The sequence below is a fragment of the Marinobacter sp. LV10R510-11A genome, from assembly GCF_900215155.1.
Classification (GTDB): domain Bacteria; phylum Pseudomonadota; class Gammaproteobacteria; order Pseudomonadales; family Oleiphilaceae; genus Marinobacter.
Genome location: NZ_LT907980.1, coordinates 1,929,120 through 1,942,923 on the forward strand (window position 1 = coordinate 1,929,120; position 13,804 = coordinate 1,942,923).

At 51.9% G+C, this 13,804-nt stretch carries 11 protein-coding genes and 1 tRNA gene; 3 read left to right on the forward strand and 9 right to left on the reverse strand.

Annotated elements, in window-relative coordinates:
* Nucleotides 1-54: 54 nt before the first annotated feature.
* Nucleotides 55-2,124 carry an NADPH-dependent 2,4-dienoyl-CoA reductase gene (locus CPH80_RS09235; RefSeq protein WP_096277152.1) on the reverse strand — a complete coding sequence of 690 codons (2,070 nt, stop codon included), beginning with the start codon at nucleotides 2,122-2,124 and terminating at the stop codon, nucleotides 55-57.
* 161 nt (nucleotides 2,125-2,285) lie between these two features.
* Here CPH80_RS09235 and CPH80_RS09240 point away from each other — a divergent pair, with 161 nt between their 5' ends.
* The gene (locus CPH80_RS09240; protein ID WP_096277154.1) at nucleotides 2,286-3,341 is read left to right on the forward strand and encodes an AraC family transcriptional regulator; all 1,056 of its coding nucleotides are present in this window, start codon (nucleotides 2,286-2,288) and stop codon (nucleotides 3,339-3,341) included.
* Between the two features lie 55 nt (nucleotides 3,342-3,396).
* Here the strand turns inward: CPH80_RS09240 and CPH80_RS09245 are convergent.
* Both CPH80_RS09245 and CPH80_RS09250 read right to left on the reverse strand, forming a co-directional pair.
* Nucleotides 3,397-3,473, reverse strand: a tRNA-Asp gene (locus tag CPH80_RS09245).
* A gap of 134 nt (nucleotides 3,474-3,607) precedes the next feature.
* On the reverse strand, nucleotides 3,608-4,639 hold the full coding sequence (locus tag CPH80_RS09250) for an AraC family transcriptional regulator (RefSeq protein WP_096277156.1): 1,032 nt from the start codon (nucleotides 4,637-4,639) through the stop codon (nucleotides 3,608-3,610).
* Nucleotides 4,640-4,948: 309 nt separating this feature from the next.
* On the opposite strand from CPH80_RS09250, the gene CPH80_RS09255 reads away from it, so the two are divergent.
* Nucleotides 4,949-5,824: a MaoC/PaaZ C-terminal domain-containing protein gene (locus tag CPH80_RS09255; protein ID WP_096277158.1), complete on the forward strand. Its 876-nt coding sequence runs from the start codon at nucleotides 4,949-4,951 to the stop codon at nucleotides 5,822-5,824.
* Here CPH80_RS09255 and CPH80_RS09260 read toward each other — a convergent pair.
* From CPH80_RS09260 to CPH80_RS09270, 3 genes are read right to left on the reverse strand one after another with little or no spacing between them, the layout of a single operon-like run.
* Nucleotides 5,821-7,404, reverse strand: coding sequence for a response regulator (locus CPH80_RS09260; protein ID WP_096277160.1), 1,584 nt, complete (start codon nucleotides 7,402-7,404; stop codon nucleotides 5,821-5,823). The genes CPH80_RS09255 and CPH80_RS09260 overlap by 4 nt on opposite strands.
* 46 nt (nucleotides 7,405-7,450) lie before the next feature.
* Nucleotides 7,451-8,077: a response regulator FixJ gene (gene fixJ / locus CPH80_RS09265; protein WP_096277162.1), complete on the reverse strand. Its 627-nt coding sequence runs from the start codon at nucleotides 8,075-8,077 to the stop codon at nucleotides 7,451-7,453.
* 39 nt (nucleotides 8,078-8,116) lie between these two features.
* The gene (locus CPH80_RS09270) at nucleotides 8,117-10,525 is read right to left on the reverse strand and encodes a Lon protease family protein (RefSeq protein WP_096277164.1); all 2,409 of its coding nucleotides are present in this window, start codon (nucleotides 10,523-10,525) and stop codon (nucleotides 8,117-8,119) included.
* Nucleotides 10,526-10,771: 246 nt separating this feature from the next.
* Between CPH80_RS09270 and CPH80_RS09275 the strand changes: the two genes are divergently transcribed.
* The gene (locus CPH80_RS09275; protein WP_096277166.1) at nucleotides 10,772-11,149 is read left to right on the forward strand and encodes a PilZ domain-containing protein; all 378 of its coding nucleotides are present in this window, start codon (nucleotides 10,772-10,774) and stop codon (nucleotides 11,147-11,149) included.
* Nucleotides 11,150-11,299: 150 nt separating this feature from the next.
* On the opposite strand, the gene CPH80_RS09280 is transcribed toward CPH80_RS09275, so the two are convergent.
* The 3 genes from CPH80_RS09280 to CPH80_RS09290 all read right to left on the reverse strand — a co-directional run bounded on the left by CPH80_RS09280 (nucleotide 11,300) and on the right by CPH80_RS09290 (nucleotide 13,762).
* A complete protein-coding gene (locus tag CPH80_RS09280; protein WP_096277169.1) occupies nucleotides 11,300-12,253 on the reverse strand; it encodes a calcium/sodium antiporter in 954 nt (317 codons plus the stop codon).
* Between the two features lie 54 nt (nucleotides 12,254-12,307).
* A complete protein-coding gene (locus CPH80_RS09285) occupies nucleotides 12,308-12,757 on the reverse strand; it encodes a tellurite resistance TerB family protein (RefSeq protein ID WP_096277171.1) in 450 nt (149 codons plus the stop codon).
* A 351-nt stretch (nucleotides 12,758-13,108) separates the two neighbouring features.
* Nucleotides 13,109-13,762 carry a DUF1523 family protein gene (locus CPH80_RS09290; protein WP_134033473.1) on the reverse strand — a complete coding sequence of 218 codons (654 nt, stop codon included), beginning with the start codon at nucleotides 13,760-13,762 and terminating at the stop codon, nucleotides 13,109-13,111.
* Nucleotides 13,763-13,804: the final 42 nt, after the last annotated feature.

Below are 13,804 nucleotides of genomic sequence, written 5' to 3' on the forward strand. Positions count from 1 at the left end.
GAGTCTCCGGTGCGCAGAGAAAAACTGCAACGTTTTGTGATCCGGCTATTTTGATTAAATACCGGCAGCCAGTCGGCAACCCTGATCGATAGCACGCTTGGCGTCCAGTTCTGCTGCCACATCGGAACCACCAATCAGGTGCACGGGCAGCCCAGCTGCTTCAAGCCCTGCCTGAAGCTCACGCAAAGGCTCTTGGCCAGCACACAAGATAATAGTATCCACCGGCAAAATCTGATCCTCGCCCTGCTCTGCACCCTTAGGTGTCACCGTAATGTGCAGGCCCTCATCGTCAATTTTGCGATAAGTAACGCCAGGAACCATCTGCACCTTGCGGTTTTTAAGCGACGCCCTGTGGATCCACCCGGTGGTTTTACCCAAATCTTTGCCAACCTTTGTTGCTTTGCGCTGCAGTAGGTAAACCTCACGGGCGGGTTCCGGAACTTCCGGCGTCATACCCTTAATGCCACCACGGTGCTCTACCGTCAGATCCACGCCCCACTCGCGCATGAAGTGATCAGTATCCAGCGCAGCGGAAGCACCCTTGTGCACAATGAATTCAGACACATCAAAACCGATACCACCGGCACCAATAACGGCCACTTTTTGGCCCACAGGCTTGCGCTCCAACAGGGCGTCGAGGTAATCGATCACTTTCGGGTGATCAATGCCTTCAATATCTGGAGTGCGGGGGCTCACGCCGGTTGCCAGTATAACCTCATCAAAATTACCGGCTTTCAGGTCTTCAGCCGTTACACGGGTTTCGAGCCGAACATCCACGCCGTGCTTATCAAGCATCACGCGGTAGTAGCGCAGGGTTTCATAAAACTCTTCTTTGCCCGGAATGCGTTTGGCAACGTTGAACTGGCCACCCACTTCTTTGCCATCGTCAAACAGAGTCACCTTGTGGCCACGCTCTGCTGCTACCGATGCGAAAGCCATACCTGCAGGCCCAGCACCTACCACAGCAATCGATTTAGGTGCTGCCGTTTTCACGTAGCTAAGCTCGGTTTCATTGCAGGCACGAGGGTTAACCAAGCAAGTGGTCAGCTTGCCACTGAAGGTATGATCCAGGCACGCCTGGTTACAGCCAATGCAGGTGTTGATTTCTTCGGCGCGGTCTTCTGCTGTTTTCTGTACAAGATCGGCATCCGCTAGGAATGGCCTAGCCATAGACACCATATCCGCATCGCCTTCCGCCAGAATTTTCTCGGCAACGTCTGGCATGTTGATTCGGTTGGTGGTGACCAGCGGAATGCTAACCTCATCTTTTAGACGCTTGGTAACTTTCGTGAAGGCACCACGGGGCACAGATGTAGCAATGGTAGGCACTCGTGCTTCGTGCCAGCCAATACCGGTATTAATGATGGTTGCGCCGGCTTTTTCGATTTCCTTCGCCAGCTGCACTACTTCTTCCCACGTGCTGCCGTTCTCAATGAGATCCAGCATGGAAAGGCGGTAAATCAGAATAAACTCTGCACCTACCCGCTCCCGCACACGACGCACGATCTCAATAGGTAGGCGGATACGGTTCTCATAGCTGCCGCCCCACTGGTCGGTACGCTGGTTGGCATGAGACACAATAAACTGGTTAATGAAGTAGCCTTCTGAACCCATGATTTCTACGCCATCGTAGCCGGCCTTTTGTGCCAACTCCGAACATACGGCGTAGTCTTCAATCTGCTTCTCTATACCCTCTTCATCCAGCTCTTTAGGCTTGAACGGGTTGATGGGCGCCTGAATAGCAGAAGGCCCTACCAGCGCGGGAGAAAACGCATAACGGCCCGCGTGGAGAATCTGCATGCAGATCTTGCCCTCGGCTTTGTGCACAGCACCGGTGATTACCTTGTGTTGCTCGACCTCGTCGTCGTTGGTCATTTTGGCCGCGCCCTGGAACACAGCGCCTTCGGTATTGGGTGCAATACCACCCGTCACGATAAGGCCAACGCTGCCACGTGCACGCTCGGCATAGAACTCTGCCAGCCGCTCAAAACCATTTTTCGCTTCCTCAAGGCCGGTGTGCATAGAGCCCATCAGCGTGCGGTTGCGCAACCGTGTAAAACCCAAATCAAGCGGCTCAAGCATGTGCGGATATTTGGCAAGGCCCGGTGTAGCGTTGGTCGTCATTGCTGATCTCCTCAAAATAATCATTGGCGAGGCCTTTGCTGCCCAGCTCGGTTTAATAGGTGCTATTTAATAGCAACTAAACTACCAATGCGGCTTGCCTTCAACAATATCCTTGAATAACATTCTATTATCCCCAGAGCACACACCTCTCGAGAACGTCCATGAGCTCACTTCACTATCAAGACCGCCTCGACCGCAACCCTCTCGGCGACATCAGCGTTCTCTATGTGTGCGTGCTTCTGCGTGCCGCCGGGGCCGAGGGGGTAAACATCCAGAATCTGATGCAGCGCTTTCAACTCAGCGAGCAAACCCTCACCTCACACGCTGCACGCATCAGCATTCCGCGCTTTATGAGGCTGGGCCACGCGGCCATCGAGGCCTGCGGCAACCCCGCCCTAGGGCTGCGCATGGGCGCGCTGTCTCGGCCTGTCGATGCGGGCATCGCAGGCTTGGCCGGGGAATCTGCCAGCACCTCTGGCGCAGCAATACAAACGCTTATTCGCTACGCCTTGCAAACCAGCCGCAACAGCCGAGGGGTACCGATAGCGGAGCCCGAAAAACGCCGGCTGCAGTTCTACTCCATTCGCCCCTACAATTCCTTTAACTATTTTGTTGTGGACTCGGTACTGGGCGCCTGGACACAGTTTCTACGCACGGTTACCGGGCGCTGGGATGTGCTTGAGAGGATCACTATAGAATACGAATCGATAGGTTTAGATGAGCTATTTGAAGCTTGGTTTCGCTGCCCGGTTCAATTCAGCGCACCCAGCAATAGCATTACCGTAAGACAGGACATATGGAATCAAGCGACCACACAGGCGCAACCCGCCACGCACGAGAAGCTGATACAGCTTTGTGACAAAGAAATGCAGGAGATTCAGCGGGGCTGGACAACCGGAGACCGAGTAAGAAGCCTACTCACGCCATTATTCAAAGGGGAAACCCCGAGCCTTGAGACCATCGCCTCAAAATTGGGTGTTACGCCATGGACACTGCAGCGACAACTATCTGCCGAGAAAACCGGGTTTCGGGAACTAATGGATGACACGAGAAAACAGCTGGCGCGGGATTATATTCGGGAAACTGAAACGTCGTTATCTGAAATCGCCTGGCTGCTCGGCTTCTCTAACCCCGCAGCATTGCACAAAGCCTACAAACGCTGGTTTGAACTAAGCCCCGGAGAACATAGAAAGCAACTTCGAACGATGGCTAGATAAACATAGCTTAAAAATAGAAAGCTGAGGATTCACAACAGGGGGGAAGAAAAATAGTTGGCGGAGTGGACGGGACTCGAACCCGCGACCCCCGGCGTGACAGGCCGGTATTCTAACCAACTGAACTACCACTCCGCGCAAGTTATAACCGATTGCTTTTTAAGGCTTTGCAATCAATGCTCTGATTACTCGGTGACAACGAGAGCGCATTATAAAGAGGTGCCTGCTTATGTCAACGCCTTTCCTAAAAAATTCAGAAAACCAGCGTTTTACATGGCATCAACCATTGCATCTTTGCCTTGCGCTGTTTTTCTGTACTCAATGGGAGTCATGCTGGACCAACGCTTAAACGCCCGGTAAAAGGTACTCGGCTCCGAAAATCCCGTAAGGTACACAATCTCATCAATGGACTCATTCGTCGTTGCCAACAGCTGCCGAGCAAGACGGTAGCGAAAATCTGCGAGCACTTGATTAAAGCTGGTTTCTGCTTCAGTAAGCCGGGTGCGCAGGGTGCGGGGCTTAATACCCAGTCGCGTCGCCACCGCATCCAGTGTCACTTCACCACTATCCAACAATTCGGCAATAATGCGCTCAACTTGCCCAACAATGTCCTTTTTTTCCAAGCGAGCAACCTGTTCGCTGGCAAAGCGCTCGTGCAAATCCAACAGCTCCGGCTCTGCGTGAGGCGACGTGTGGGCAAGCAGGCAGGCGGGGAAGTACAGCCGGTTTTCTGCAGCACCGAATATTACGTCACAGCCAAGCACTTCCTTAACGTGCTCACTCCCTTCCTCACGCTCATGTACAAACTCGATTCGTGAGGGGTGAAATTGGTCATCGGTGATGGATCGGAAAAATGTGACCAACCCCTGCACAAAGCACTCATTGAAATGCCGAAGGCGCCGAACATCATCCGAGGCGGTATCCAGCACCATGCAGGCATCATCGCCCACAATGTGGAAATCTGTGTTAGCAGCATCGCTCAGCAGTCGCTGATAATTTTTTGAGCGTCGCAAGCCTTCACCGAAGGTTGGGCTACTGAGAAACAGGTATTCCAGAACCTGCCCTTTGTACACCGGTAGAACCTGCCCAAGATGCAGCCCGATATCGGGATCGCCAGAGACGTCCTCAACGGCCTGCCAAAAAAACATTTGAGCACTATGGGGAGTACGTAGTTGCTCTGTGTAAACGTAATCTGCATTTACGCCCAGCCGGCTGAAAACGAGATCGGTATCAATACCCTTCGTTTTCATCGCCTCGTAGATAAGGCGCAACATTACTCCCGCGTCACGTAGTTCCTGCATGAAAGTCCCGCTTTGTATTTATTGGATACTGCTTTGGCCCAGCGGACACCCGCCGGAACACCCCAAGTCAATGCGCCGCCTGGACGGGTTTGCCAAACTTGCGGCAGGCTTATAAACAATACTTGCCCGGCCCTGAATTGGCTGGCTTGTTCAAAAGCCGCCTAATACTATCGTCTTGCATTACAGCATATCAGGCCACAGGCTCACAGTTGTATCAGATTCCATACGCCACAGGCACCTGTATTAGCAATCTTTCGTCGATCCTTCATGTGCTATCCATCAACATATCGGCTATCAGGGAGAAAACTCATGCCAGACACACTCGTTTACCAAGACACCCCACCGGCTTTACTGCCACTCTACGGCAAGGCAATTCTGCCAAAAAAGAACATCTCCGGGGCAGATATTACGCTACCGAAGCTTTCCGCAGAGCTGCTTTGCGCACACACCTCCAGCAGTGAACTGAGCCAATATGAGCGCGTGTGCGGTTTTCGCCCCAGCAATCATATTCCCATTACTTGGCCCCACATTCTCGCCTTTCCGCTACACCTTAAGTTGTTGACCGAAAAAGCCTTTCCGCTGCCGCTCCTAGGCCTGGTGCACCTGCGCAACACCATAACCCAGCATAGGGCGATTGGAACGGGAGAGGCCCTGAAGCTGCATGTGTGCCTGGGTGAGCAGGAACGCACCAGCCGGGGCATAGAATTTGGCATGATAACCACAGCCAGCTCTGCAGGCACAGTGGTCTGGGAGGAAACCAGCACCATGCTCTTCCGGCAATCTGAGCACCAGACAGAACCGGGCGAAAAAAAGGCTCCACCAACGCTAGAGCAATACCCAAACACAGCGGAAATGGACGCACCAGAATCCATCGGACGCCAATACTCAAAAGTTTCTGGTGACAGTAATCCAATTCACATGCACGCCCTGAGCGCAAAACTTTTTGGCTTTCCACGGGCAATCGCGCACGGCATGTGGAGCAAGGCACACGCGCTAGCCATTATGGAGCAACAGGATGAATGGCGCTCAGGCCCTGTAAAAGTGAGCTGTCAGTTCAAGAAGCCCTTGTTTTTACCGGGCACTGCGCAACTGAACTGGCGCACAGGGCAACCTGGGTGGGATTATCAGCTGCTGAACGCAAGAAGCAATGCGCCACACCTGAGCGGGCGCATCGAATGGCTCTAAACAGCGGCAGAGGCGCTCTCATCGCCTGACGAGCAAGATGACACACTAGCCGCAGGAAGGGTAAAGAAGAATCGGGCGCCGCCATCTTCGGGGCGCTCAAAACCGATCTCCCCGCCCTGAGCTTGAATCAGGGAGCGACAGGTAGGCAATCCAATGCCCATACCTTCGTCTTTGGTGGTGTAAAAAGGCAAAAACAGCTTTTCTTCTGCATCTTCCGCAAGCCCGATACCATGGTCGCGAACTTCAATCCGCATACAGCCATCATCGGTCAGTCTCGCGCTCACCTCCACTGGCAATGCAGAGCCAGCACTGCGCGTGGCCTCAAGCGCATTCCGTATTAAATTGAGCGCAACCTGCTGCACTTGAATCGGATCCGCCAGAATATCTGGCAAATCCTCAGGCACCACAAGCTCAATTTTTCCCTCGTTGTTACGCGCATCCACCTCTGCGAATTGCCGCGTATCTTCCAGCAATACGGATACGGACAACACTTCTTTACCTGTCGCCGGTTTTTTCATAAACCGGCGAATCCTGCGGATAATTTCACTGGCACGATGAGATTGCGCCTCAATCTTGTCGAGGGTTTCTTTCAGCAGGCTCAGATTCGGGTTATCAACAGCCATCATCCGCTTGGAAACTCGGGCGTAATTGGCAATCGCCGTCAGCGGCTGGTTTACCTCATGGGCGACACCTGCTGCCATCTCACCCATGGTGGTCAGGCGGGACGTGTGCGCTAACTGGTGGCGCTGCTCCTGAACAAGCTCACGTGCTTCCTCAAGCGCCCTCTCACTTTCCAGCTCGGTGGTAATGTCGCGGAATACAACTACCGCACCGTGCAGCTCATCACTATCGTGTTTTGGTGTGGAGCGGTATTCGGCCGGAAAACCCGTTTCATCCGTACGCAACATTCTGATGTCGCGCTGATTCTCGGCTACACCCTGGCGGCAAGTTGCCTGCACCGGAAGGCTATCTGGGCACTCCGACGCCGTGGAAAAGTGGGTTTCAAAAAAATTGCGCCCGATCAGATCCTCAACCGGACACCGCATAATGATTGCAGCCGCAGGATTGGCGAACTCGATCGTGCCATTCTCATCTAGGCCATAAATGCCTTCACTGATGGAATTAAGAATGCGGGCTTGGTCGCCCTGAAGCTCTCGATTACGTGCTTGCAGCTCACGCTCAAGCCGGATAACACGAGCGTGGGTCTGGACCCTGGCAATAACTTCTTGGGACTGAAAAGGCTTGGAAATATAGTCAGCACCGCCGAGGGCAAAGCCTTTTACCTTAGCTTGCAGATCATCTAGAGCCGAGAGAAATACCACAGCACAGTCAGCCGTTTCAGGGTCGGCCTTAAGGTGCTGACACACCTCATAGCCGTCCATTTCCGGCATCATGATATCAAGCAGGATAACTTCAGGCTGATGGCGGCGAGCAAGATCCAGTGCTTTCTCGCCTTCATTGGCAATCAGCAGCCGATAGTCTTGATCTTTCAGTGTTTCATAGAGAACTTTCAGGTTCTGTGGATTGTCATCCACGAGCAGAACCGTAACCTCTGAATTTTCGCTGACGACTTCAGTCATATAGTAAAAGGCCGGTCAAAAAGATAACCGTATAATGCATGCGGGATTACCGCGCGTCGATAAGGTCCTTTACTGACAGCACCATACGAACCAAGTGTGCCAGTGAGTGGGTACCCATCTTGTGCATTACCCGAGAGCGATGAATCTCTACCGTGCGCTGGCTAATTTCCAGCTCGATAGCGATTACCTTGTTGGCCTGCCCTTCTATCATGCGATCCATGATCTCGTGCTCACGAGGGGTCAAGCTCTTGATCCGACGCATAATCTCCTGTTTTTCATCAAGCGTTTTGCGCTGTTCTTGGTCCTGCTCCAGCGCAGCCTCGATTTTCTCAAGCAGCGCCTCTTCTCGATAGGGCTTCTGGATAAAGTCCACAGCGCCTTCTTTCATGGCATCAACAGCCATGGGCACATCGCCGTGCCCGGTAACAAAAATGATCGGCAGTATAGAATGCTTGCTATTCAGTTTCTTCTGCAGCTCCATGCCGTCCATGCCCGGCATACGAATATCCAGCACAATGCACCCGGCCATCGTTTCGGAATAGTCTTTGAGGAACACTGCCGCGTCCTCATAGGTTTTGACCGTCTTACCATCAGTCTTAAGTAACAGTTCCAGTGAGTCACGAACTGCCTCGTCGTCCTCTACCACGTACACAGTTTGCTGTATATCAGTCATGGGGGTGCTCTCTCCTGTCTGTTTTGTTTTGGCCGCCGTTCAGTGAATTGACGGATCTTTCTGGTCGTCCTTGGCGTGTTCCTGGCGCTCGTGCTCACGCATTGTCTCAAGCCTCTGCTGGATAATGCCAAAAACGCTCTGTTTCGGATAGTTGCCTTTGCTGTCCGCCTTGCCGGCTGGCTTGCCCAAAAGCAAAGTCACGGCTTCTTCAACACTCGAAACCGCGTACACAGCAAACCGGCTTTCCCGCACAGCTTGAACCACTTCACTGTCCAGCATGAGGTTCTGTACGTTGTTAGCCGGCACAATTGCGCCCTGGGTGCCTGTTAGCCCGCCTTTAAGCTGGCAGGTGGCAAAGAAGCCTTCAACTTTCTCGTTAACCCCACCAATAGGCTGCACCTCGCCAAACTGGTTAACGGACCCAGTAATGGCCAGATCCTGCCGCACCGGAACGCCCGACAGCGAGGACATCAACGTACAAAGCTCTGCCAGCGAGGCACTGTCACCATCCACCTCACCATAGTTTTGTTCAAACGTAAGGCTCGCCGACAAGTGCATCGGATCGTTCACGGCAAAGTGAGAAGCAAGCCAGGAACTGAGAATCATCACACCTTTGGAATGGATGTTACCGCCCAGCTTCACATCTCGCTCAATGTCCATGACGCCGCCATCTCCATAATAGCAGGTAGCGGTTACTCGGTTAGACAAGCCAAATTCAAAGCCACCGGTGGACAAAACAGACAGCGCATTAACCTGGCCCACCACGGCCCCTTGCGTTGACACCAACGTGGAGCCATCTCGAATTGAATCATAAAACTGATCGCGAATACGGCTGCTACGGTATTTGGCGCTTTCGAGCGCCCTCTCTACGTGAACATCCTGAATCACCTTGGCGCCTGCTTGGCGTGCCCAAAAATCCGACTCCCGGAGCAGGTTCGCAATATTAGCCGCATGCAACGACAGCCTGTTCTGGTGCTCCGCCATACGGGCACTGTACTCAATGACTCTTGCCACCGCTTTGTTTGAGCAATGCAGCAGGCTCTTTTCTTTGACAACGCTGGCGATAAACTTCGCGTACATAACTTGGCTGTCTTCAGAGCGGTACATCTCATTCTCGAAGTCTGCCGTTACGCGAAACAACTCCGCAAACTCGGGATCGTAATCCTGCAACAGCATCCAAGTTTCTCGATCGCCGAAAAGCACAAGCTTTACATTCAAAGGCACACCTTGGGGCTCAATTGAGATGGTGCCCGACAGTGTAAGTTCACGCTCAAGGGAATTGATCTCAATGGATCTTGCTCGCAAAGCCCTTTTCAGCCCATCCCAAACAAATGGCTGCTCTAACATCTTTATGGCATCCATCAACAGATAACCACCGTTGGCGCGATGCAGGCTACCCGCACGAATCAGGGAGAAATCAGTGAATACGGTACCCTTGTAGGTCACATTCTCAACGTATCCGAACAGGTTGTGATAGGTCGGGTTGTCTTCCACCACCATGGGAACTTCGTTGGTCTTCTGGTGCACTAACACGTTAACGAGGTAACGGCGCGGCATCTTTTTGTTCAGAGACGCATAGGCGATGGCTGCCTGCTCTTCGTTGTCGTCGAGAAAAATATCCAGATTCTCAACCAAATCAACCCGCACAGCTTCAAAGTAGGCAACCGCATCTGGAAGACTCTTATAGCTTTCAACCAGCGCATCAATCTGGTGGCCAGATATGCCTTCCAAGGTTTCCTTGTTCAGCGCTTGTTGCTTATCAGCGTACTCTTGCTCCCAATCAGCCAGTTTACGTAGCGCCTGGCGGAGCTTTTTCTCCAGTTTGTTGACCGAATCCTCGAACTTGTCTCGCTGCGTCTCTGTGAGCTCTTTGAATGTCTCTGCGGTATGGGCCTCATCGCCTTTCATAGCGACCAGGCGATAACCGCCGGGGGTAGTAATATTTAAGCTAACTTTCTTTCTGCGCGCCTGGGCGGCCACCTTCTCAAGCTCGTCTTCCTGCTTTTTCCCGTACTCTTCTTTAAGCTGCTCTGAGCGCTCCAAAAAGCTGTCACTGTCGAAGGTCTGAGGAATAACCTTAACCAGCCGACCCATGAGCTTTTCCATGTCTTGCTTCAGCTGAACACCCTTGCCCGCTGGCAACTGGAGCAGCTTGGGAATACGCGGCTCCTCAAAATCGGCGACATAGCACCAATCGTGGCTTCGCTGCTTGGTATCCAGGTGATGCTCTAGGTAACGCAACATCATTGTGCGCTTGCCCAAACCGTTACGCCCTACGGCATACACGTTATAGCCGTCATGGGGCATAGCCAGCGCAAAGCGCACTGCTTCCTGGGCTCGATTCTGACCTACAATTTCAGCTAGCGGCTCCAGCTGTCTGGTGGACTTGAATGGCAGATCTTTAAGAACGCAGGCTTTGTATAGCTGAGGCAGAGACAGTGGCTTCAAGGTTGGGTCCTGTAACGATTAACTCATTGGCCGGTCATTGTAGGTTCTACGAACCAGTCTGTCGCGCTCAGGGGGAAGAATTGTGGCAAACGCTCCGAGAAGACTCCCTTTGTGACCCACTTCACACTTTGTCGTCTCCTCGTTGTCCTCACCTTTATCCCAACACTACACTTAGCCTACCGACAATCCTTTTTTAGTCTTATAGTCGGCAATAAGAACTACAAAATACGCAACGGATACCCGTCTATGATGAGTGATTCCGCAGATCGCAGGATCAAGGATCGCTACTCTGCCTCCTGCCTTAGAGTACAGATACGTGAGCGCGGGCTGCTCCGACGCGGTAAGAATCCGGCCCCAGTTACTTGCCTTGATATGAACCGTTACGGCATGGCTATGCTGTGCCCACGGCCGCTAGAGCCGGGCACACGCGTGCTTATGGATTTTGAAGGCAAGTACATCAATGAATCGAAGGTTTGTGCCCGGGTCGTGGAATGCCACCCCTTTCAGGCCGGTTACCGGGTAAGCGTGCAGTTCAGTTATTGCCTCAACAAAAAAGGATATTCCAGAACGGTGGATAACGCTTTGTCGCGCATCGAAGGTTTTTATAACCGTTTCGCTAGTTAGATCGCTTCAGAATTTCAGACTGGCCGAGCATCAGTTCCAAAAGGAAGCGTAGCCTCATCACAAGGGAATGGCGTAATGGGCTCCGTCTGGTAGCTCGATGTCCAATCGCACTTTAGCGCCCCACCTTCCGGAAGCGCTTTTCAGTCAACATCAGTACAAAATAAACTGCACACCAAAGAAAGCCAGATATCCGAAGGCCATCAGCGCTCCAGCCAAACGTCCAATCCTCCCTGCAAATAACAGCAAAACCGCAAACAGGAGTGTCACTGCAACAACAATGTACATGTCGTAGGTGGCAAAGCGGCTGTCAATTACAAGAGGTTTTGCAATCGCGGCGAATGCCATAACCGACAGAATATTGAAGATATTTGACCCAATGATTCCACCAATGATCATGTCCGAGTGGTTCTTACGAGCAGCAGCCACGCAGGCCGTAAGTTCCGGCAACGAGGTTCCGAACGCGATCATGGTCATTCCAATCACCGCTTCGGGCACGCCGAGAGCCACGCCACCTGCAACCGCACCCTGAACAAGGATCTCAGAGCCGACAAGAAGCGTAAGAATACCAACAATCAACATCAGTCCAGGCGCTACCGCACTTGGCGCGTCCTCGTCAGTTTCCTCAACATCCAGTTTGTGGGCTTTGTATTGGTATAAAATATAAAGCACTATCGCTGCCACCATTGCAAAACCGCCCCAGCGTGGCAGTAGCCCGGACAGAATAGCGACAACCATCGCTGCGGTCGCACCGATCATAACAATCGTATCTACGCGCACGTCTTTACGGTTAAAAACCAAAGGGGCGATCATTGCGGATACCGCGATCACCAATAGGATATTCGCTATGTTCGAGCCAATTACATTGCCAACAGAAATCCCTGGGTAACCTGAAATATTGGCGTTAACAGACGTAAACAATTCAGGCGCTGAAGTTCCAAAAGCTACGACAGTAGCTGCGATAAAATACTTAGACAGTCCTGCTCGTTCGGCGACAACCACTGCATTATCGACAGTCCAATCGCCACCTATAACAAGTAAATAAACACCAAAAGCAATAGCACCGACCGCTATAACGGTCAGTTGGTAAGTTTCAAGTTCGTGCATTAACATCTGCCTTATTAGATCCTTAAATCAAATACGTGTTAAAAGCTCGCAAACCTACAGATCAAAATCTTCAGGATTTAGTTCAAGTTCTTTCGCAATTTCAACCACTACGGCCCTTTCCTGCGCGTCAAAATCGCCATCAGCAGCACCAATTGCGCAGACTACCCGCACAAGCAGACGCGCCTGATCGTCGTTGCCTCTAATCTTGCCGATCGCTTTCAGCGCCGATGCTTTGCCTATCCCATGATCAAACTCGAAATCACTAGCGGCCTTCTGGAAGACCTCAATGACCTGACGCATGTCAAAATGCTTCAGTTCGTCGGCTCGTTCAATAAAGCCAGCCATCTTCTGCTTTTCAGACGCGTCGATATTTCCATCCGCTGCAGCGACCAAGGCACAGCCACTCACTACCGCTTCCATGAAGGAGCGATTCTTGAACTTGGAGGCTTCCGCCGTCAGTTTAGAGCGAGCCTGTTCCGCATTTTGTTTTAACCAGTTGAACATATCTCTATCCTCAAATTACACACATTGTAGAGTCAGAAAAGTCTATTTTCTCTCTGACTCGCTAAAAAACATCAGCATGGTAACCGTATACATAATCATACAACGACAGAATTCGACGTTATTACCTTAATCGGCCAGTGGCGTGAAAGTTGCCCACTTCTTCGTACGCATGATTATCGCACCGGTTTTTAATGCGTACATCATTAGAACAAAGTTCCCCGATCCAGACTAGCCCCACGAGAAAGCACCGCGGGGCGAGTCCCTGACGAACAACTTACTCGACCCAAATTCACGCTATCCTCGGCGTGTCATGAGACATGCCGGCCGGGTTTTTCCGGAAAATTTTTTTATTCAAGGGCCATTATTTTTGTCATCATCAGTGTTGAAAAATGTATTAACGTCATCCTGATTTTTTCTTTCTGTTTCTCGGCGGGTACCTGCCGCCGCTTGTTTTTCATGCGAGACAGCGGCTTCACGACCTGCACGATCAGCGTCCAGCGATCGTCGTTTTGCGTCCAATGCATTACGCACGCGGCGGATGTACCGGACCAACATGAAGATGAGATAGCCAATAAACGCCAGAACAACGATGTTGAATATCGGAATATGCCGATACCCCTTTTCGACAGGCCAAGCCTTGACCGCGTTCGGGAATGTCGAAAACAATTTCAACCGCCAACCGTAATGACGCAGTGCAACCAGCTGTTTATCGGCCGCAAAGGATTGAACTTGCGTCTGTAAATCCGCAGAAGCAAACTTACCATAAAGGAAATTATCCTCATTACGATAGACCTTGGGCTTTCCGTCTAACGTCTCCATCTGAAGTTGGTAGACGTCGCGGGTGCGGTTTTGTCCGGTATCGCCTTCAGTGATATCTACGCGCTTTATCTCAACACCGACAGCCCGCACAACATCTACCTGTGGCAGCGAATAATGGAGTGCTGCCATCAGGATAACGGTGGGAAGTGCGATCAAGGTATTTCGAACAGTCAGTATTTTTTTCATCTCAGTTTTCTCGCGTTTTTCGTAAACTTGAAAGTCTGGCCG